The organism is Flammeovirga sp. SJP92, assembly GCF_001583495.1.
In the GTDB taxonomy this organism is placed as follows: Bacteria; Bacteroidota; Bacteroidia; order Cytophagales; family Flammeovirgaceae; genus Flammeovirga.
In genome coordinates this window covers 107,275-129,726 of sequence record NZ_LQAQ01000020.1, presented here as the reverse complement: position 1 = coordinate 129,726, position 22,452 = coordinate 107,275, and the positions used below count along the sequence as shown (strand labels likewise).

Here is a 22,452-nt window from a genome sequence, read left to right as displayed (position 1 = left end):
TTGATGTTAAACGTTTAGTTTGATTATAAACATAATTATCTACTGAATTTTGATATGAAGATTACATTAAAACTTTTCCTGTTACCATTAATTACATTTCTTTCTGCAAGCATGATTAATGCACAGGATCTTAAAAGCTGGAATGAACCAATGAGGAGCGAATTGATCAAAATGGTCAAAAAAGCACCTAAAAAAGGTAGAGTGGCTACATTTGATATGGATGGTACGATGATTTCAGAATCGCCTACCTATGAGATTGCTCTTTTTACTAAAAAATATTCTAAAGCTGAGGTCAAATCAAAAGATGATTTAGTGAAAGCTTTAGTCGCATTGACAAAAGATGAAAATTATAAAAAGTACGTGGATGAATACTTTGCGGATAATAAAGCGAAAGTGTATCAGCCCATGCTTGAATTAGTAGAGTACTTGAAAGCAAATGATTTTAAAGTCATTTTATGTACTGCTTCAGAAGAGTATTTTGCTCAAGTAGCAGCGAAGACAAGTCTTCCAATGTTTGATGATGTGATTGGTACTAACATGGCAGTAAGGGTCAATGAGTATGAAGGGAAGGTACAAAACCTGAAAGAAGCGGGATATGAACCAATGTTTGCTTTCGGAAACTCAGCAGGAGATTATGAAATGATGGAATTTGCTACCAAAAAATCATATTTGGTTATCCATGATCACAAAGAGTCAGGGGAGTATGCTAAACCAGATCAGTATATTGCTGAATGTAAAGAAAAGGGATTTGGCACGTTGAGCATAAGAGATTGGACAACGATTTTCCAATAGAAAATTTCAAGAAAAATATAAAAGGCCTAGGGTGTAAATTCACTTTAGGCCTTTATTATATAGTGAGGTGATTTGACTTCATTCATTTTTTTACTGAAGAAGCGTGGACCCTGTTTAGTCCCTTGGTTTCACCGAAAAGTTTTTCAGAATACTGATTGTAAGCATCGGCGGCGGCTTGAGCCGACTTGTATACTCCTAAGTCATGCCGTTTGCCTCCTGAATACAATACAGCACGGAAAGAATTCTTACTTACTTGAACTACACCTCTATAGCCTGTTTTATTTCGGTGTGTTTGATGTCTCCTTAAGTCTGCCATTGTAACCCATTCCAGATTTTCTTCTCTGCAGTCCAGTGTATCTCCATTCTTATTTCTGACAAAAAGCCTTTTATCTGTAAGGGGTTTTTTAACGAAACGTTCAGCTACAAGTTTATGAAGGTAGATGGTCACGTTCTGATATTTTCCATCCACTTTCGGGTAATTCTTTTGGAAGAATATGTAGCCACTCACATGTTTTCTGAGGTTTTCTAGGAGTTTTATTTCCTTATAATATTCATTGTTCTCTATAAATTCGAACGTTTGACTTGAAATAAGTACACATTCATCCGTATTCTTCAATTTGATTTTACATAACATGGTATAAAGTATTAAAGCAATTAGGATTATTAAGTTTATAATTCGAACGAATGATTAATTAAATTTGTTGTGTTATATGTTAAGGTGTTCGCAATTATTAAGTGATAATTGGAGTAACAAAGTAAATGATGTGTTTTAAGTAAGTTTTCTATAATTTTAATTCTTATAAATCTTTATTTTTAAGTACTAGAACAAAAGTAAATGAGATGAATGCACGTTAGGAATGATAAGGGATAATGAAGTAACGGAACATTTTAATTTCCTGCATTTACAACTTACAACTTCTTCAAAAATTTTGTTCAAAAAACGAATATAACTATACCAAAAACTACAAAATGGGAATTATCAACACTGTCAATCTTATCCTTGCAGGGGTTTTTATTGCCTTATCGATATTGTATATACTGAATTATGTATTAACGAAGCAAAAGAAAATTCAATTTACTTACAGCGGTATATGTATCCTTTCTAGTTTATTTATTTTGTCGACCACTTTTATGCATATGAAAAATGATGTGGAGCAATACCGGAAAATGCTGGCTTTGGTTGTGTTTACTTATTTGATGTTGATGCAGGCCATTTTTTTGGTTATTTACCTTTATAATAAGGAGAGAGGAAAAATTCCTTTTTATATAGTTTCTACCATTACACTATTCATTACTGCCATTCTTTTCTTTGAGAACACAAGTTTTATGTTTGATGGTCAATTTGAAATTGTTGAATTATTACTTCTTGGTCATCAGAAATACTATATTCTCAAAGCCACCTCTTCAGAGGTTTATGAAATATCAGTGCTCGTTTTTTATGTAAGCACCATCACTTATTTTATTTGGATGATTTCAATTTCTAATTTTAATAGAAGTAATTTCAAATATCAGCTTCACATTATTGTATTCTTACTATTTCTAGTCAGTAATATATACGATGTTTTTATTGATATAGGAATGATTGAAGTATCAGTTTATACTTCTGAGTATGCCATTATTTTTTCAATCCTACTATTTAACCTTGATTTGATTTCCGATCTCTATATTGGTACCAAAAACAAAGAAGAATTATACCTTTTGTCCCAGAATTTTAACCGATTGATCAAAGAAGTAAGTTTGTATGTGATTGGTTTTGATGAGAAAAATAATGTGAATTTTATCAATCAATTCGCAGAGAATATTTTAGGTAGTGAACTGCTGAAAGAAGATATTTCATCTGTTTTTGAAGAGTGTCATCAAGATACTGAAAACGAACTTATTATTTATAAGAGTAAGTGTAGGCCTGTTAAGTACCTGAAAAGCTCCATTATTACATTAGATACCAATGGAGTGCAACAATCTTACTTGATAGGTTATGATATTACAGAAAGAAGAAAAGAACAAAAAAAATTGCAGGAGACACTCAATGAGTTACATCTAATCACGGAAGAATTAGAACAGGAGAACACTATTTTGAAAGTAGAATCTCAGAAAAATAAACCGAATGAACTTTTTGTGGGCAGTTTTGCGTCAAGTATAGAACAGGAAGTAGAGCGGATAGCCAATCACAAAAGTACTGTATTGATTGAAGGAGCTGAGGGCACAGGAAAGAATTATGTGGCGGATATGATTATTGCAAAAAGTAATCGATCAGATAAACCTAGTATAGTTTATAATTGTCACTCTTCTATTAAAACTATTTTCCGATCACGTTATTATGAAAGCAAATCTGGTGCTGAATATTCCAACAAAAGTATATTAGATGTGGCCAACCATGGAACATTAACTTTGTCAAATATTGAGAACATGTCTGTGGAAGATCAAGAACATTTATTAGACCTTTTGAAAGAAAAAGAAAATGCAAGACTGAAATATGATATCAGATTTATCATTACTACAACCACCGACTTACTGAAGCTAGTAAGAAAAGGTGCTTTCAATACAGAGCTGTATCAATACCTGAGTATCTACACAATTCATTTACCGAAATTGAAAAACCGATTGGCTGACATTCCTTACTTAACTAATTATTTTGTCCAGCAATTTTGTGAGAGAAATAATATTGAACCACTTTCTATTTCAATGGCTAGTATAAAAAAATTACAATCTTATGATTGGCCTGAAAATATTAAAGAATTGAGATTTATTCTTCAGAAAGCAGTTTTGTCTTCCACTGGTAAAACGCTTCGGTTAAAAGGTTTTGAAGAATATATTCAAGAGAAGGTAAAGCAAAAGCAGATATTTTTGAGTCTTGATGATCACGAAAAGAAGTATATCATTGAAATATTGAATTCATTGAACTGGAAAATAAGTGGAAAGAATAGTGCATCTGAAGTTTTGGGAATTAATGAGGCAACATTAAGATCTAAAATGAAGAAATTATCTATTCGAAAGGAAAATAAAATCAAGAAGTATGTTTAGTACAGTGAAGAATAATTGTAAATAAAAATCAATGAATCATGTTTCTTTTAGTGATATATCACGAAAATTATACACTTTTTTTTATGTATAACTAATTGCAATGTTCTGTTATTCAGTAGTTTGATTGTTTATTGTTCGAAATGTTTTTTTTATTTTGAGATACTGGATTTTAGTTTTTAGTATTGTATAACCAAAAGAGAATGAATACTTCTCTTAAATGATGATTAAAGAAACCCAATAACTATTCACTTCAATGTTATTCACAAAATTGTTACACCTAATTCCGAAACTTTATTCTCCATAGTACCGTTAAGTTAGGTGCAGATGCCAGAACGGCTTCTGTTTTTTAACTACTGAATTATTATTCGAACGATTGAATAGTTTTAAGGTTTAGCTACAAAACCTACACTACTTTATAATAAAATTATTACTAAGATAAATTTAAGATTACTATGAAAAAGGAAATCAAAAAGTATCCACCGATTCCTCAAGAAAGATTAGAAAAGTACCAAGACCTTTGGAAAAACTCTACAAGTAGAGATGGGGTGCATCCTGATGTGAAAGCCCATTTAGATAGAGTGAAAACAATGGGTGGCGGTCAAGGAATTGAATTCTTGAGTAATATCAATAAAGATTATTTGGGTGCTTTTATGGCTCCATTCTCCAGAGATCTAGAAGACGCTGACATTGCTGTGATTGGTATGCCTTTTGAAAAGTCGGCACCAATGAACTCTTCTCATAAGTACGGTCCTAAAGCATTAAGAGAGCTTTCTAAAAACTTTATGGGTACGACTGAACCTTGGATCAATGGTGAGTTTGACATTCCTTTCGATTTTGCCAATATCATCGATTACGGTACAATTGATACATACGGTCAATTTGATTTGGCTGGTGAAATGGAACATGCCATCGAACATTACAGAAAAATTGTTTGTGATAATCATATCGTACCATTTATGTGGGGTGGTGATCATACTGTTACAGTAGCTCCTTTATTGACGTTAGGTGAAACTTACGGACCTCTTTCTGTTATTCACTTTGATGCTCACTATGATTTGGTAACAGAGGCAGATTTCCCTTATCCTTACCACTCAGGAAACATGTTTACACAAAACTTTGCAAAAGGTAATGTAGATCCTGAAAGAATGATTCAGATTGGTATTCGTGGTAGAATGACTGGTCTTGTGGGTGGTCATGCGAAAAATTTCGGTACGAACGTTTACTTTGCTGATGAAGCAAGAGTGATGTCGCCAAGAGAAATGGCTGATAAAATCATTGAAGTAGTAGGTGATGGACCAACGTATATCTCATTAGACTTAGACTGTCTTGATCCAGTTTACAACTCAGCTTCATCAGCTGTAGAGCCATTTGGTTTAGATGCCAACTGGGTGCATGATGTATTGAAATTAGTACGTATGTCAGGTAAAGTAAACTTGGTGGGTGCAGACGTAGTAGAGTATGCTCCACAAAATGACCCTGCCAAAACATTCGGCTACATTGCCGCAGGCTTAAGCTGGAAAATCCTTTGCTGGTTAGCGGCAGATGTGAAGCGTAGAAACGGAGGTAAAAACCACCCTACGAACTGGCCACAAGCGTTTGGTAACGTAACGCTATAATCTTTTCTGTTTGATCTAAATTATTAATCCATAAATATATCATGGCAAATTTCTTTTCATTAGAAGGCCAAGTTGCGATTGTGACTGGCGGTACTTCTGGTATTGGCTTGAAAACGGCTGAACGCTTTATTGAAGCAGGTGCCAAGGTAGTAATTTCAGGTCGTAAAGACGGTACTGAAATCGCTGAAAAAATCGGAGCTACTTTCGTTCAATGTGATGTTTCAAGTGCTGAATCTGTTGAGGCAATGGTCAATAAAACAGTAGAAGTATACGGTAAGATTGATATTCTTGTCAACAATGCCGGAGCCAACTTCGGTTATGACACAATGATGGAAACGGACATTGAAAACTTCGATAAAAACTTTGCGATCAACACAAAAGGTGTGGTGCATGGTATCAAATTCGGAGTGCCTCAGATGAATGACGGCGGTAGAATTGTCAATGTAGCTTCAGCGGCTGCGGTACAAGGTGTGGCTTATCTAGCCCCTTACGTAGCTTCTAAATGGGCAGTTGTAGGTATCACAAAAACAGCAGCAGTAGAGTTGGGGAGCAGAGGTATCAGAGCCAATGTAATTGCACCTACTTCTGTAAATACGCCTATGGCTAACACTCCAGAAGGACAGCCTCAGTTAAGAATGGAACACAAAGCTGTACCATTAGGAAGAATTGCTGAACCGGAAGAAGTAGCTTCACTAATCCACTTTTTAGCCGCTAAAGACTGTGACTTTGTCAATGGTCAGGTAATAGGTGTTGACGGTGGATTTACTGCAGGTATGAGCATTGACGCTTACAACACATTAGCCGCTGAATAAGCGATCTTAAAATACATATATAAAGGGTGCAACTACGGTTGTACCCACATCAAAATATCAAAAACAAAACACTACGATGGGAGCACAAGGAAAAACAAAATCGACAAATGCAGACTTCTTACGCTATGCTTTAAAAAGAACTTGGATGACAGCAGGTGCATCAGAAGAACATGGTGATGCAGTTGCAGACGCATTAATGTTAGGTATCCGCCAAGGAAAATTAAACCAAGGTTTAGGTGTGTACGAAGCAATTGATATCATGCACCAATCAGGTTTATTGGATATCAATGCAGAGCCAGAAGTAGTAGGCGAAGGCGATACTTGGGCATCAATTGATGGTAAGCGTTCTTCTGGATACTGGACATTGACAAAAATGGCGAATATGGCCATTGAGAAAGCGAAAAAGCATGGTATTGCTATCGTATTCGGTCACAATCATAATGATGCAGGTTCATTTGGAGCTTACACTTGGATGGCATCAAAAGCAGGTTGTGTGGCTTTAACTTCTAACAACTCTGTACCGATGTGTTCGCCTCTAGGTGGTATGTCAAACACCATTTCAGTACCTCCATTTGATGGTATTGGCCCAGCAGGTGAGAAGCCTCCAGTATGGATGTCAACAAAACTTTGTGAGTGGTATGATGCAGATACTGCACAAGCGGTTCTTCAAGGTACGAAGCTGAAAGGTGATTATGTAATTGACCCTGAAACAGGTGAATTATCAAATGACTTGGCTCCTTATGCTCAGCCAATCGAAGGATACGGTCGTGTGTACAACCAATCGGCTTTCCAACAATTATCTAACCCTAGAGTTTACATGTTGAACTTATTCAACGAATTACTTTCAGGTATTATCAACCCAGGTGGTATCATCACTCCAGAGGTTCCATCACTAGGTGATATTGTGGACAAAAAAGCAGACGGTACTTCAGTAGGTGGTTCTTACTTTATCTGTATCGATCCTTCAGTATTTGGTCCATTGGGTGACGTATTGGCGAAATCAGATCGTTTTGCTCAAGCTATCGAAGATTCACCAGCTCGTCCTGGCCAAAGAAAGCCAGGTATGCCAGGTGCAAGAGGCTATGAGTCAATTATTAAAAACGAGGAAATCGTTGAAGTATTAGATTCGCACTGGGAGCCATTCTTCCAAACTCAAGCAGGAAGATACGGTCTTTCTGAAGAGAGCTTAAGAGCTGAGTGGGAAGCTCAAAACAATAAATAATTTAGATAATAACCGTTGAAACTATTCTTGTATTGTTATAGGGGCGTTGCATCGTAACGCCCCACTATCAGACTGTTTCTTCGGATAAAAATATAGAAAATGAATCTTCTAGAAAACAAAGTAGCACTAGTTACAGGAGCAACAAAAACAAAAGGTTTAGGTAAAGCCATTGCGGATAAATTGGCTGAACTAGGAGCTAAAGTAGTACTGACAGGACGTAATAGTTCTAAAGAAGGTATGGAAGCTAATGTTGCTGCTATCAAAGCAAATGGAGGTGAAGCAATGGGTGTTTTGGTTGACGTATCAGATTCAGCTCAAGTAGATGCTGCTATTCAACAAGTATTAGATGCTTACGGTACATTGGATATCGTGGTAAACAATGCAGGTGTAGGATTTGGTTCTGCTTTATTGGATGAAAACACTGATAAAGACTGGGACGCAAACTACGCTGTAAACGTAAAAGGTGCATTGGCAGTATGTAAAGGTGCTATTCCTGCTATGGAAAAATCAGGAGGTGGAGCTATCGTTAATGTGGCTTCTACAGCGGGTATTGCAGCAGGTATGGGTATGCCTTACCCTTATGTTGCTACTAAGCACGCATTGGTTGGAGCAACTAAAGTATTGGCGATTGAGCAAGCATCGAAAGGTATTCGTGCTAATGTTGTTGCTCCAGGTGCAATCAATACGGATATGTTGCAAGAAGCGTACAAAGCGATTGCAGAAGCGGAAGGTTGTACAGTGGAAGAAGCGGCAGCTAAAGAGAACGCTGGTATTCCATTAGGTAGACCGGCTGAGCCAAGTGAAATTGCAGAAGCGATTGTTTACTTAGCTTCTCCTGCAGCAAGTTACATTACAGGTGTTGTACTTCCGGTACACGGTGGCATGGCTCCTGGCTTGTAAGAAATTAAGGTAAGAGGTGAGAATTAAGAGTGAGGAGGAATGGTCCGTGTTATGGTTTATAGCGTAGTTTTTATGATGGATCTTGGGTCATAATATAGACTATTTACCCTCTTCCTTCTTCCCTCAAATAAAGTAATGAAGATGAAAAAAGTTGCATTAATTACGGGCGCCGCTCAAGGCATTGGTTTTGAAACCGCAAAATTATTGGGAGAGCAGAATTACAGTGTGATTTTGGCAGATGTACAACCCAATGTGGTAGAGAAAGCAGATGAACTTAAGGAGCTAGGAATGGACGCTTATTCATTGGAATTTGATTTATCTGATTCATCTACCTTTCAGCTTTTAGTTGATTTCATTACTGAAAATTTTGGTCACTTAGATGCTTTGATCAATAATGCGGCAATGCTGGTAGATATGGGAAAACACCCTTCTGATTTATCAGAAACACTTTTCAGAAAAGTAATGGAAGTAAATTACATTGGACCTTTTTTATTAACTCAGAAATTAGTGCCATTACTAAAGAAAAGTGAAGCAGGGAGAATTGTCAACCTTTCTACTCAAGTAGCCCAATTAGCCCAACTTTCAGATATGAATTCACCATTGAGAGAAGATATCTGTGCCGCTTACCAAAGCTCTAAAGTGGGTGTAAACGCAATGACTGTTTTGTATGCTAAGGAATTAGAATCTTTTGGAATAAAAGTCAACAGTTGTTGTCCGGGTTGGGTAGACAGTGCAATGAATACAGAAGATCTTCCCGATTACGGTGATGAAGCTAGACCAAAAACCTTGAGAGAAGGTGCTGATACATCCGTTTGGTTAGCAACACTTGACAAAGAGGGACCCACTGCAGGTTTTTTCACCGATAGGAAAAGAATAGGTTGGTAAATTAAAATATTACTATTATGTGTAATACAAATGAAAAACCGATACTAAAATTTGATACTCCTTCTTACAATTATGAGGAGTTAGAGCAACAATTAGCCGATTATGAAGCGAATCCTGAAGGATATAAACACGATGGACCTTCTATCATTTCCATCCGACAAGGAATCAGAGCAGGAAGAGCAGGGAGTGTGGCCGTAGGTGGTTGTCTTTTACATCATGATGAAGTAATTGCAGAGAATATGTCGAAAGCAAACTCACCTTATCACCGATTGGATTTACACGCTGAAATGGTGCTATTAAATGAGTTGGAAGATAGACTTTGTGACGATAAAACACCAAGAATGAGAGACTATACCTTATTCACCTCTCAAGAACCTTGTCCGATGTGTTTGGCCAGAATCTGTTTCAGCCAAGTAGGCAAAACCTATTATGTATACAGAGATGCTCACAGTATAGAAGCGGGTGCTCAAACGAACTACGAAAGGTTGCCTGAAGGCTTTCAAATCTTAGGATCAAGGCTAGTGGTGGAAGAGGCGGATTGTTCTCCGAAACTCAAAGAAATAGCTCGTCAGGTGTGGTTAAATTCCATTGATCATTGTGTGGATGAGTGGTTAGATAGGTACTAATATGAGATCAAGACAAACAAAGAGATTAAGAGATTACTCCTACTTTCTGGACTATCTAAAGCATTTAGGAATGCTATTGTTTGCCATCAGTATGACCACTCCCATTTTAGGTTTGGTGGTCTTTGATGTAGAAACAGAAATTGTAGAGGGAGATAAGGTAATAGATTCACAATTGATTTGGGATAAACCTTTTCTGCCTTATGTGGCAGGGTTTGTCATTCTGGTTATTCACTGGTTTAAGTTTGTGGAAGTACATCACTCTATGAAGAATATCGATTTTAATCAGATACTGATCACTTTTGGATTTTTCTTCTTGTTGTGTTTGTATCCTTACTTCGAGATGAATATAGAATTCACTTCAGATCAACCGCATTCAAGAGCCATTTTCAGTATGGTGTGGGGCCTTTTAGGAATGTTTTCTTTTTGGAAACTGCATCACGCAAAACATAATGGAATGTTGAAAGATGAATTAACCAACGAAAGAGTGAAGGTCTTGTCTAATGAAATTTTAGCAGATCCAGTAGTCGCTTTTATCTGTGTAGGTTTGTCTTACATTTCTTTCACTGCATGGCTTATAGGTATGATCGCCTTAGTGCCAATTGCCAATTATATACTTACAAGAATCAGTATTAAAGCTGGATTTTAATTTTTTTACAATGAAACAAATATTCATCTGTTTATCACTTCTTTTTTCAACAACTTTCATTTTCGCACAAGAAGAAATAGATGCCTCTAAACCAACCAACTTTTATACTCAACTGTACAATCATTTAGAATATAACTATTCGAAAAATGGACCTGATACTTATGGGTATAGAGCGGAGTTTATGTTTGCACCAAGTGAAGCACATTTAATTTTAGCAGAGCTTCCATTGTTATACAATACAGGTACAGACAAAACAGGTATTGGAGACTTTAGAGCAAGGTACTTTTACTTGCCCTATAAAAACTACGATAAGTTCCTTGGAGCATTCGGACCATCAGTAGACATTTTTGCTCCAACAGGAAATTATGACCATGGCTTAGGAACGGGAGCTTGGTTGGTACAGCCCGGTGTTACAGTGGGGTTGATGATTGCAGATTGGATTCAGGCGTTTCCGATTCTCTCTTATCAGTACACTTCAAGTCCAGTGATTGAAAGACCTGGCCTTTTCCAAGATCCTCAGCATGGTATCTCATTTCAGGTGATTGCACCAATTATTTTGAGTGAAAAAATGTTTTTACAAGTCACTCCCATTTATACCGCAAGTAACCTTGGAATGGAACGAAATGACAGATATATACAAGAGTTTATTGCTCAATATGCATTATCAGACAAGTTACAGTTGAGTGGATTCTACAGAGGAATCTTCAAAGATGATAATCATACCGCCCGCTTGGCCCTTGTAGTATTCCTTTAATAAGACATTGAAAAACTATAAAAAATAAAGAACATGAGTGATATCAAAATGAATCCGTTGTTAAGCGTTAAAGATGGTGATTTATACATCGAAGACGTAAATACTGTTGAAATCGCAGAGAAGTTTGGTACTCCACTGTTTGTAGTATCAGAAAATATTTTAGTACAAAACTACCTGGCATTCCAAAATACATTCCAGCAGTTTTACCCTGAAGGACGTATCCGAGTAATGGCCGCTGTAAAGGCCAATCCTACCGTAGCGGTGAGAAGAGTATTGACAAAGGCAGGTTGTGGTTGTGATACTTTTGGAGCAGGTGAATTAGAAACAGCGATCAGAGGCGGTGTGCCTTATGAAGATATTGCTGTAAATGGTTCTATCAAGTCGGATGATATTATCCGTAAAGCCATTGATTTAGGAATTCATATTGTATTGGACAATAAGGATGAATTAGGAGTTTGTGAAAGAATCGCGAAGGAATTAGGAAAGGAAGCACATGTGATGTTGCGTATCAAGCCTTATATGAAAGACCTTGATGAGCCTTCTGATTTCTTCCCTGCCCGTTTGATCCGTGAAATGACACAAACTGTAAAATATGGTATTCCTACTTCTGAAGTGAGAGAAATGTTACCACAGTTTGCGGATTGTCCTAATGTAAAATTAGTAGGTGTTCACACACATGCAGGCCGTCACTCTAAGAAACCTATTTTCTGGCAGTCATTAGTACAGTCGGTTGTAGATATGATCAAAGAAATTCATGATGGTGTAGGTAATAACTGGTCGCCTTCTATTGTTTCTGTTGGTGGTGGTTTCCCTGCCGAAATGGACAAAGAAAGCCGTGTGGCGGTGACAGATTATGAAACGCCTCATTTAGAAGATTTCGCGAAAGTAATTACAGAAACATTCAGAAATGGTATGAAGGGTATCGGTCTTTCTTCAGATGGTGTAATTCTTGAAATCGAGCCAGGCCGTGCAATGTACAACGAAAGTGGTATTCACTTGTTCAAGGTACATAACATGAAGCACGAAACAGCCAACGGAATGGATTACCAATGGGCTGAAACAGATACTTCGGAAACGTTCTTGAGTATTGGTGGTTTGAATGTTGTTCCTCCATTTGATTTGGTGGCTTGTAATAAAGCGGACAAGAAATATGACACTCCTGTTGACGTAGTGGGTATCACTTGTAATTATGATTGTCTTGCTGAGCAATACAAAATGCCTCAATTGGCGAAAGGAGATACATTGGCGTTCTTAAATACAGGTTCTTACATTGAGCCTTACACTTGTAACTTTAATGCACTTCCTAGACCGGGAATGGTGATGGTAAAAGGTGATAGTGTGGAGTGGGTGAAAAGGCCAGAAACACAAGAGGAAGTATTCTCAAGACACGTTGTTCCTGAGCGTTTGAAAGATATTTAATTACATAGTTTTAAAAAGACCATGTTGTGATCCGTGAGCCACAAGGTATTGTGGCTCACGAACCACCTTCAATCAAAACTCTATATTGATTACTAAGAAGAGAATGAAAAAATTACTACTAAGTTTTTGCTTGCTTTTTACTTTACCATTGATGCTAACCGCCCATCAGCCTGATAATGCTTCAGGAACTTTTGAGCTGGATTGGCATACATATCAGATTGATAGAACCATTGCTACAGGTGTTTTTCAAACCATGGGATTGAGGGTAGATAATGATCCTTCAAGAGCAGGAGTAAAAGAAGTTGGCGGAGAAAAAATCCTTTATGGCATTGCTTTGGGGTTTAGTGTAGATGATCAGTTTGCTTTTGATATTGATCAGAAAGTAAAGGTGACAGTGGAGTTGGATGCTAGTAATCTGACAGAGTTTTTCTATGCTTATGATAGAAACGGTGTGGTGGAATCAGTACATAGAGTAGAAATTGCAGAAGGTACTAAAGGGTTTCAGAAATATGAGTTTGTATTAGAAAGAGCCCGTTTTGCCAACAGGGGTTATAGTAAAACAGATTTTGCTCTTTCGGCAGGGTTGGATATGTCGAATAAGCTCCTTTTTATTCGTGATATCAAATTTGAATTAATAGGAGAAACAGCCAAAAGAAATGCTAATGGAAATTTACAGTTAAGCCTATTTGAAAAGAAATCGAAAGAAAGAGTAGCGGCACAGATTGGGTTGTATGATGTTACAGGCAGAATGCCACTTCCAACAGAAAGTGCTATTGAGCTACAGTTCTTTGAAACAAAAGTAAGATCTGTTGAGATCAGAGAAGAATTGGATCAAGTGTATTGGCCAAGTGATAATCATTATACGATGTACATTGATGGTTTTTATCAAGCCAACATTCCGGCAGGAAAGTACACTTTGATTGTAATGAAAGGACCGGAGTATCCTATTCTCCAAAAGGAAATAGAAATCAAAGCAGGAAAAAATAATCCTATAGAAATACAAATAGAACATGTATTAGATATGCCTAAAAAAGGCTGGTATTCAGGAGATGTCCACAATCACTTCTCAAGAAGAAATGCTACAGCGAATCCGAATCAGATAGCACATGCAAGAGCGGCTGATTTACACATGCATTGGTTGTATGCTTTAGGAAACTCAGTCACCACCCACTTTGATCAATATGCATGGGGCAAAGAGGGACAGTACAAAGAGAAAGATTATTTTATCGCATCAGGACAGGAAGATCCAAGAACCGATTTTCTAGGACATGTTTTAGCGATGGGACATGATGAGTTTGTTCGCTATCCGAATGAGTATTTCCATTATGATAAAGTATCAAAAGAAGTACATAAACAAGGTGGCGTTTTTGGAGTGGCTCATATGGATTTTGCTCAATTCCAACAGAATATTGCTTTAGCAATGCTGGCTCCAGAAAACGAAGTGGACTTTGTAGAGATCTTCCAATATCACTCTCTGAACTTAAATGACTGGTACGCCTTTTTGAATTTGGGTTTCAAATTAAGTGCAGCGGCAGGTTCTGATTGGCCTTATATGTCGTTGCCAGGAGCGGTGAGAACCTTTGTGAAAGTAGATGGAGAATTCACACCAGACGCATGGAACAAGGCATTGAAAGATGGAAAATCATTTGTTTCTAATGGGCCGATGATCGACTTCAATGTCAATGGTCAAGATATAGGTTCCACGCTTCAAGTAAAGAAAGGTGAAACGTTATCCATCAAAGCAAAAGGTTATATCGTGCCGAGTTGGGATTTGCTGCAATATGCCAGCATCATTGTCAATGGTGATGTGGTGAAAGAAATCAAATTAGAAAAAGGACAGAAAGAAGTGTTTATCGAATTGGAATTGCCGGCGGATAAAAGCTGTTGGATAGCGGTGAAAGTACATGGAGAAAAATCGCATGACATTGTTTTTCAAAGTGATTTTACCAAACGAATACAGGCACATACTTCACCCATTTATATAGAAGTAGATGGACAGCCTACTTGGTCCGAAGAAAAGGCACCTCAAATCATCGATATGCTTTTGAAAAGATTGGAACAGGTAAAGGAAATGAAGTATGAAAGACATGACAATGAGGCTTGGGAAAGTCCAGACAGAACAGAAGAAATGTTGGATGCTTTCCGTCCTTATCTGAGAACGTGGATTGATCAGACAAAAGAATATTACATCAATAGAGAAAAAGAAATTGTGAGACCATAAATAGACTAAACAAATGAGTACGCAAGAAAAAATGAATTGGAAACCGTTAATCGTAATCATCCTCTCGATGGTGATGATGTACATTACATCTTTTAGTATTAACGTATTGATAGGACCGATTGTGCAGGAATTGAATTGGTCCGTTTCGGGATTGCAGATGGTGATTGTTTCTGCTTCTTTGATAGCAGGAACATTGATGGTGACCGCCGGAAGATTAGGAGATAAAATAGGAAAGAAAAAGGTCTTTTTAGTGGGATCTATAATTTATACAGTTGGTCTGACGATTGTAGTATTAGCACCAAACTCTACGATTTTCAGTATAGCTTGGGCGTTGATTTGGCCTTTCGGAATGGTATTGATTATACCGACTTCCATTGCCATTATCATGTATTTTTATGAAGGATCACAACGTGCAATGGCCTTTGGTATTTATGGAGCGGTATTATCGATTGTATCGGCTGTAGCACCTGTAGTCGTTGGTTATTTAGCCTCAATTGTTTCATGGAGAATTGCATTAGGGTTATCTCCGGCATTTGGTGTATTGACGATTATTGCAGCGTTTACATTGCCAGAAACAGAAAAAGATCCATCTATCAAAATTGATATTCCTTCAGTGTTCTTGTCTGTAATTGCCTTCGGAACATTTTTGATTGCCACAACTATGGCATCACAATATGGATGGTTAATGGAGAAAAGACCATTTGAAATTGGAGCTTCAGTGATCCCATTAGGAGGATTGTCGATTGTTCCTGTGATGTATTTGATTGCTGTGGTATTATTGGTTATTTTCTTCAAGAGAGGAGCGTCATTGACAGCTAAAGGAGAAACACCATTATTGAGTGCTTCTATTTTGAAAAACATTCCATTTACGATTGGGATGACAATCCAAGCATTACTTTACTTCTTGATCGCGGCCGTATTATTTACAGTATCAGTCTTTGTACAGTCTGCAGCAGGATTAGATTCCTTTGATACCGCTTTGACTACATTACCGATCTCTATCAGCGTTGCGGCAGCGGCATTCTTTACCGCTAACTTAGGAAGCAAAATTTCTCCAAAACTAATTACCATCGTTGGTTTTGTAATTGTACTAGTAGGAACTTATCTGATTACACAGCAAATTTCTGTAGATATGACACCATTTACAACCATGACAGGTTCATTGGTATTTGGTACAGGTTGCGGATTGGTGATGGCTCAAATTGCTACTTTAACCATGATCAAAGTTCCCTCAGAGCAAGATGGGGAAGCTTCAGGGCTGTCTGAAACAATGAAGGAGATTGTAGGGCAGGGTTTTGCCATTGCTTTTGCAGGTTCTATCCTTTTTGGAGCCGTGTATTCGAATATGGTAGACAATTATGAAAAAATAGAAGAACTACAAATAACAAAAGAGGATAAAGAGGATATCATTATCGAATTGGAAGATACGTTTATGGAAATCACGCCTGAACAAGAAAAGGTGTGGGTAAACGAACAATTATCAGAGAAAACGAAAGAAGCGTATCAGCAAATTGTGAATAACTCCGCAGAAAACGCATTTAGACATACCTTCTGGATTGTCAGTATTTTCACTGTCATTTCATTACTCTTAAGTTTTTTCTTACCGGGAATGAAATTAGGAAACCAAGAAGAAGAAGTAACAGACGAAGTGACTGCTTAAACTTTCATAGTTCATAGTGTGCACCATAATATTCTTTATGGTGCACTTCATATATCTTATTCATTCATAGATAAAACAGACCGATGAAAACATTTAAAGGCGTATCTATCATAGATACTGATGGCAAGAAAAAAGACTTTATCATTGGAGAAGCATTTCTTGGAGATGAAACAAGAATAATAGAAGAAGTTTATGTAGAGGACTGGCACCAATACCCTTTGGTAGTAGTGAAAACAAGTTTGGGTGAACAGCATTTTGCAGATGTGAAATATGAGATCATTTACGACTAAGTAACTTTCCTGTCTTCAACTTTATTCGATAAGAACATTAACTGACCTATTATGAAATATCAGAAATTGGCATTTTTAAAATCAGGTAGCCCTAAATCAGAAGAGGCTTATCAACTATTACTTTCAAAATATGAAAACCACGCACCTGAAGATGCTGATGTAATTGTAGCATTAGGGGGAGATGGTTTTTTGTTGCAAGTACTGCATACTTATCCGCATTTAGACATCCCTATTTTTGGGATGAATAGAGGTACTTTGGGTTTCCTTCTGAATGAATACAAAGAGGACGTAGATCTTTTAGAGCGTATTAACCACTCTAAAGACATTCACTTATGTCCGATTTCTGTTGATATTGAAGACGATCAAGGAGAACATTATCATTACAAAGCCTACAATGAAGTTTCTGTGATACGTTATTCGGGTCAAAGTGCCAATTTGAAAATAGCAGTCAATGGGAAAACAATGCTGGAAGCTTTGCATGCTGATGGTGTTTTAGTCTCTACACCGGCAGGGAGTACGGCTTATAACTTTTCAGCGCATGGACCTATTATTCCATTAAATTCTAATCTATTGGCTTTGACCCCTGTCAGTCCTTTTAGACCAAGAAGATGGAAAGGAGCATTGCTCCCAGATGATGTAAGCATTGAGATTACAAATTTAGATCCTGTAAAAAGACCAATTGGTGCGGCAGCGGATTCTAAGGAAGTGAAGAATGCTGTACATGCCAAAGTATGGCAGGACAAAAACGATATGAGACATTTATTATTTGATCAAGATCAATCTTTGGAAGAGCGTATTTTGATTGAACAGTTTAACGTTTAGAGTATGTCGAGATTACTGAAGTATTCAAGTTGGTTGTTGATGCTTCTGTTGATAGAAGTAGCTGCAATAGGGCAGGAACTTGAGACTGTTTTTCCAGTTCCCTCTTATGCTGATAGAAGGTACAAAGAAGTATGGAAGTTAGAAGAGTGGTCAGACCGTGATGCAAGGGCACAAGATTGGTCGGATAAGATTAAGAATGTGCCATTGTCCAGAGATAAGAAAATTTGGGCTTCTTTTGGAGGTCAGGTGCGTGTGCGTTATATGCCCACAGTGAATGAGGAGTTCTTACCACAAAACTCCGGTTTATTTACATTACGGTTACGATCTCATGCTGATATCCACTTTGGAGATAATTTCAGGATTTTCGCAGAAGGAATCTATTCTAACACCACAAAAGACAATTCGGAAAGACTTGGGGCAGGAACACCTGTTACTAAAGGAGCATTTCTAAATCTTTTTGCAGAGTATAAATTCAATCTTTATAAAAGAACAGAATTAGGCGTTTGGGCAGGTAGAAGAGAGTTGCAAGCAGGACATGAACGACTGTTATCACCGGGAAATTGGTTGATTACACGACGTACTTTTGATGGAGCAGGCTTTTACCTCGGTAATGAAAACAATAAGTTTATCGGCTTTGTATCAAAACCTGTGATTCCTGTTCCGGATGGGTATACGACTAGGGATGAGAATACAACATTTTGGGGTTTGAGGTATGAAAGCCATGATGTCGCTTACAACTCTCATGCAGGCTTTGGTGTGCCGAGCTGGTCTTCCTTCAGTAAAACTTATTTTGAGCCCTATATCTATGGATTGCACCGTCAAAATGCAGTGTATGAAGAAGGCATAGCCGATGAAAACCGTTATACCGTTGGTTTCTTACTTTCAGGGCCGATTCAACGAGTTTTTAATTATGAAGTAGAAGCCATGTATCAGTTTGGTACATTTGGTGATAAAAATATCAGTGCCTATTCTATTACTACAGAGTTTGGTGTCAGTTTTCCAAAAGTAGCTTTACAACCTCATGTATGGTTAGGGTTTGATTATTCGTCAGGAGATCAAAATAAAGGAGATGGCACACTGAATACTTTCAATCCTTTATTTCCTCAAGTAGCACAGTTTTTTGGTGAACATGGAGCTATGGATAGAAAGAACTTAACCTCCTTTTCAGCCAATGTTGATTTTACGGCTTTCAAAATGGTAAAAACCCGTCTGACGTATTGGAACTTTATGCGTTCAAGCTTAAATGATGCCGTTTACAATACTTCCAATGGTATTCTAAGAAGTGGAGAATCTAATTCAAGAGACTTAGGAGATTCATTCCAGATATCAACCATCATTTCTATCAACCGACACTGGGAAATATGTGCCACTTATAACCTGTGGGCACCAGGGCAGTACTTCTGGGATACACAAACGGGAAAAGCACATAATCAACATTTCTTTATGATAACTACACAGTTTACTTTCTAAATTAGAATGCCTTTGCTAACTTGATGATAATCAAGGTGTATTTGAAGCCTTGATACCCCAGCCCAAACTATTTTTCTAAAGTATTCAATGTGGAGAAATTATCTATACATTATCTTTTTACTCGTGCTGTTTTTGAATGAAAAAGGAAGAGCACAAGGTGATTCTGTCAAAGTATATAAAAACAATATTCTCCCTTCTCCCTCATTTACTTACAGTCCGCGTACTGATTTTGTACTTGGAGTATACTGTTTGTATCAGTTTAAATTTGATAAGAAAGACTTCCTTACGCGCCCTTCTAATTTCAATTTTTATTATGGTACCTCTTTCAAAGGCCATATTTTTCTGTCTACCGAACATACTCTTCTGACCAATCAAGAAAGGTTTTATTTGAAAGGGATTATTGAATACAAGAATACACCTGAAATTCTATATGGCTTGGGTAATCAGTCTTCTTCAGATGAATTTTTAAACGTGAACTATTACTCTTTTGAGTTGAAAGAAAGGGTGTTGAGACAGTATCAAAAATCCAAGTTTGTAGGGTTGAGAGTCCGTTATATGCATATTTTCGATGTTACATATCAGAATAGAAACAATGAAAATATTCCGGCTCCCGCTCTTAATGGAAATAATGGTGGATATTACCCAGGTATTGGTCCCATTTGGATGTTGGATAAGCGGAATAGTATTCTAACGCCTACTCAAAACTATTATTTAGATATTGTAGCAGTAGGCTATCTGAATTCCAATGGAGGCGCTTTTGGAACAATAGAGGTTGACGGAAGACGATATATTGACTTTAGAAAAGACAGTAAAAGTGTTTTAGCTTTGCAGTTAGTAGCAAAAAACACATTCGGCAATGTGCCCTACAATGAATTGGCGTTGTTGGGAGGAAAGCAAATTTTAAGAGGTTACTTATTGGGAAGGTATAGAGATCAGCATTCCATACAAGTTCAAGCGGAAATGAGGCAAAGGATAATTGGTCGTTTGGGTATAACTGCTTTTTTGGGTACAGGTACGGTTTATGATGAGATTTCTGATTTTCAATTTCTCAAAGCCGCATTAGGCACTGGACTTCGTTTTAATATCAATCGAAAAGACCCTGCAAACGTTCGTATTGATTTTGCCTGGAGCCTCGTGGATAAAAACAACGGCATTTATATCACATTAGGAGAGGCCTTTTAATGTCAAAACTCTGAAATTGAAGGCTTCTTTTTTTACTACATTTTTACATCATCTTATGCTTTTTCTATCGTAACAAGCTGTATTTCTTATACTTGATTAGAAGTCATTTTTTTATTAGAATAATTATATTTACTTACTTGTAAGTGCTAAGCTAATACTATAGATGATAATTAATTCTTGAAGGAAGTAATCGCAAAGCAATAAAGAGAATTAGTATTACATACTTTTATCTTAGTACTTAATAACAATATCCAACACTATTCTAGCAACAATGAAATTAAATATTATTACTCTATTTTTTGTTTTTGGGTTGATTTCTTGTGGAAGTGAAAATGAGAACACCAATAAGTTTCGAATCAATCAGGAAGGATATTTTCCAACCGCTAAAAAAATTATTACTATAAAAACAGATGCCCCTTCGCAGTTTCTGGTGTATGATGAAGGAGAAGAGAAGAATGTTCTGGCGGGAGATGTAGAAAACATTGGAGTATGGGAGTATTCCAATGAAAGTTATGGAACCATTGATTTATCGTCTATCAAAAAAGAAGGAACTTATACGATTTGGGTGAAAGATCTAGGCTACTCTGAATCATTTAAAATAAGTAAAGATGCTGGTAAAAAGGCATTAGAAAGTAGTGTAGAAGCGTATTATCTAATACGATGCTCATCACCTATAGAAGAAAAGTATGCAGGAGTGTATGCAAGGCCAGGAGGTCACCCAGATACAGAAGTTTTGATCCATCCTTCTGCTTTGAAAGAAGGTCAAGATCCTAAAACAACTCTTTCTAGCCCAAGAGGTTGGTATGATGCAGGAGATTATAACAAATATGTAGTTAATTCAGGTATAACGACTTACACCCTCTTATTGGCATTTGAACAGTTTGGTGAAATGCTGGGGGAAATATCGTTCAAGATTCCTCATGGGCAAAAAGCTTTGCCTCTTTATCTTGATAATGTAAAATGGAATTTGGATTGGCTGATCACTATGCAAGACATGGAAGATGGGGGCGTTTATCATAAATTGACGCATGCAAACTTTGATGGAGCAGTAATGCCTCACAAAGGGCAGAATAAACCCAGGTATGTGGTGCAAAAATCGACAGCAGCCACGCTCAATTTTGCGGCTGTGATGGCTTATGCCTCAAGGGTATACAGAAAGTATGATGAATCCTTAGCAAAACAATATCAGTCTGCTGCGATAAAAGCGTATCATTGGGCTAAGCAAAATCCATCGGTATTGTATGATCAAGATCAAATCAATAAAACCTATCAGCCAAAAATTACTACAGGTGCATACGGTGATCAAAATCTTGATGATGAATGGAACTGGGCTTCGACAGAATTGTATATTCTGACGCGTGATGACACCTATTATGAAAAGGTAGATTGGGATAAGGTCAATTATGATCAGGTGCAGGGTTGGGATAATGTAGCTTTTCTTCCTCTGTACTCACTGGCCTACAATGAGAAAACAGAATCAGCGGTTTCACATAAAGATTTTCCTAAAGTAGAAAAAATCATCATTCAAAAGGCTAATCAACTTTATGAACAATACAAAACTTCATCTATGAAAGTGAGTATGGGACAGTTGACCAGTGATTTTGTATGGGGATCAAACAGCGTAGCGGCCAATCAAGGCATGCTATTGTTGAATGCTTACAAATTGAATTATAACGCGGGTTATATTGATGCCGCTATAGGGGTTTTTGATTATTTATTAGGTCGAAATCCATTGGATATCTCTTACCTTACAGGTGCAGGAACACGACAGGTTATGCATCCTCACCATAGAATTTCAGAAGCAGATACTGTAAAGGCACCTTATCCAGGTTTATTGGTGGGAGGTCCACAAAATAACAATGATGATGGCTGTGACTATGATGGTGAATTGCCAGCTACAAAGTACAGCGATGTTTGGTGCAGTTACACCACAAATGAAATTGCCATCAATTGGAATGCTTCATTTGTCTATTTAATGGCAGGGCTGAATAATCATTTTTCTCATAATTATGAGCCGGTGGTCATAAGATAAAAAAGAATAAGTGATGAAGAAGGATTATTGACTCAATTCTTCTTCATCACTCATTTTGTATTACTTTATCTTCTATGTTAAA

General features: G+C 37.2%; 19 protein-coding genes. 18 read left to right on the top strand and 1 reads right to left on the bottom strand.

The features are described 5' to 3' along the window. Positions 1 to 54: 54 nt before the first annotated feature. Positions 55 to 792 (top strand): HAD family phosphatase, encoded by a 738-nt coding sequence (locus AVL50_RS06900; RefSeq protein WP_082795699.1) that lies wholly within the window; start codon positions 55 to 57, stop codon positions 790 to 792. Positions 793 to 874: 82 nt separating this feature from the next. Here the strand turns inward: AVL50_RS06900 and AVL50_RS06895 are convergent, their stop codons facing one another. Beyond that, positions 875 to 1,408 (bottom strand): Pathogenesis-related transcriptional factor and ERF protein, encoded by a 534-nt coding sequence (locus AVL50_RS06895; RefSeq protein ID WP_253764258.1) that lies wholly within the window; start codon positions 1,406 to 1,408, stop codon positions 875 to 877. A gap of 353 nt (positions 1,409 to 1,761) precedes the next feature. Here AVL50_RS06895 and AVL50_RS06890 point away from each other — a divergent pair, with 353 nt between their 5' ends. The 17 genes from AVL50_RS06890 (at position 1,762) to AVL50_RS06810 (ending at position 22,370) form a co-directional block, all read left to right on the top strand. Then, the gene (locus tag AVL50_RS06890; protein ID WP_082795698.1) at positions 1,762 to 3,813 is read left to right on the top strand and encodes a sigma 54-interacting transcriptional regulator; all 2,052 of its coding nucleotides are present in this window, start codon (positions 1,762 to 1,764) and stop codon (positions 3,811 to 3,813) included. A 452-nt stretch (positions 3,814 to 4,265) separates the two neighbouring features. Next, the gene (locus AVL50_RS06885; protein ID WP_062615751.1) at positions 4,266 to 5,429 is read left to right on the top strand and encodes an arginase family protein; all 1,164 of its coding nucleotides are present in this window, start codon (positions 4,266 to 4,268) and stop codon (positions 5,427 to 5,429) included. A gap of 41 nt (positions 5,430 to 5,470) precedes the next feature. Continuing rightward, on the top strand, positions 5,471 to 6,241 hold the full coding sequence (locus AVL50_RS06880; RefSeq protein ID WP_062615750.1) for an SDR family NAD(P)-dependent oxidoreductase: 771 nt from the start codon (positions 5,471 to 5,473) through the stop codon (positions 6,239 to 6,241). A 76-nt stretch (positions 6,242 to 6,317) separates the two neighbouring features. Next, a complete protein-coding gene (locus AVL50_RS06875) occupies positions 6,318 to 7,463 on the top strand; it encodes an Ldh family oxidoreductase (RefSeq protein WP_062615749.1) in 1,146 nt (381 codons plus the stop codon). A 99-nt stretch (positions 7,464 to 7,562) separates the two neighbouring features. Continuing rightward, the gene (locus tag AVL50_RS06870) at positions 7,563 to 8,363 is read left to right on the top strand and encodes an SDR family NAD(P)-dependent oxidoreductase (protein WP_062615748.1); all 801 of its coding nucleotides are present in this window, start codon (positions 7,563 to 7,565) and stop codon (positions 8,361 to 8,363) included. A gap of 141 nt (positions 8,364 to 8,504) precedes the next feature. Continuing rightward, positions 8,505 to 9,248 carry an SDR family NAD(P)-dependent oxidoreductase gene (locus tag AVL50_RS06865; protein WP_172826782.1) on the top strand — a complete coding sequence of 248 codons (744 nt, stop codon included), beginning with the start codon at positions 8,505 to 8,507 and terminating at the stop codon, positions 9,246 to 9,248. Between the two features lie 17 nt (positions 9,249 to 9,265). Beyond that, a complete protein-coding gene (locus AVL50_RS06860; protein WP_062615746.1) occupies positions 9,266 to 9,874 on the top strand; it encodes a hypothetical protein in 609 nt (202 codons plus the stop codon). 1 nt (position 9,875) lies between these two features. After that, positions 9,876 to 10,520, top strand: coding sequence for a TMEM175 family protein (locus AVL50_RS06855; protein ID WP_062615745.1), 645 nt, complete (start codon positions 9,876 to 9,878; stop codon positions 10,518 to 10,520). 10 nt (positions 10,521 to 10,530) lie between these two features. Continuing rightward, entirely contained in the window at positions 10,531 to 11,274 is a 744-nt protein-coding gene (locus AVL50_RS06850) for a hypothetical protein (protein WP_062615744.1), read from the top strand. Between the two features lie 33 nt (positions 11,275 to 11,307). Further along, positions 11,308 to 12,693, top strand: coding sequence for an alanine racemase (locus AVL50_RS06845; RefSeq protein ID WP_062615743.1), 1,386 nt, complete (start codon positions 11,308 to 11,310; stop codon positions 12,691 to 12,693). Positions 12,694 to 12,796: 103 nt separating this feature from the next. Continuing rightward, positions 12,797 to 14,914, top strand: coding sequence for a CehA/McbA family metallohydrolase (locus AVL50_RS06840; RefSeq protein ID WP_157491186.1), 2,118 nt, complete (start codon positions 12,797 to 12,799; stop codon positions 14,912 to 14,914). Positions 14,915 to 14,927: 13 nt separating this feature from the next. Continuing rightward, complete coding sequence (locus tag AVL50_RS06835) at positions 14,928 to 16,574, top strand: MFS transporter (protein WP_082795697.1); 1,647 nt, start codon at positions 14,928 to 14,930, stop codon at positions 16,572 to 16,574. 83 nt (positions 16,575 to 16,657) lie between these two features. Then, on the top strand, positions 16,658 to 16,864 hold the full coding sequence (locus AVL50_RS06830) for a hypothetical protein (RefSeq protein ID WP_062615740.1): 207 nt from the start codon (positions 16,658 to 16,660) through the stop codon (positions 16,862 to 16,864). 51 nt (positions 16,865 to 16,915) lie between these two features. Further along, a complete protein-coding gene (locus AVL50_RS06825; protein ID WP_062615739.1) occupies positions 16,916 to 17,686 on the top strand; it encodes an NAD kinase in 771 nt (256 codons plus the stop codon). A gap of 3 nt (positions 17,687 to 17,689) precedes the next feature. Continuing rightward, the gene (locus AVL50_RS06820; RefSeq protein ID WP_062615738.1) at positions 17,690 to 19,156 is read left to right on the top strand and encodes an alginate export family protein; all 1,467 of its coding nucleotides are present in this window, start codon (positions 17,690 to 17,692) and stop codon (positions 19,154 to 19,156) included. An 87-nt stretch (positions 19,157 to 19,243) separates the two neighbouring features. Continuing rightward, positions 19,244 to 20,338 (top strand): hypothetical protein, encoded by a 1,095-nt coding sequence (locus AVL50_RS06815; protein ID WP_062615737.1) that lies wholly within the window; start codon positions 19,244 to 19,246, stop codon positions 20,336 to 20,338. Between the two features lie 271 nt (positions 20,339 to 20,609). After that, positions 20,610 to 22,370, top strand: coding sequence for a glycoside hydrolase family 9 protein (locus AVL50_RS06810; RefSeq protein WP_062615736.1), 1,761 nt, complete (start codon positions 20,610 to 20,612; stop codon positions 22,368 to 22,370). The last annotated feature ends 82 nt before the right edge of the window (positions 22,371 to 22,452 follow it).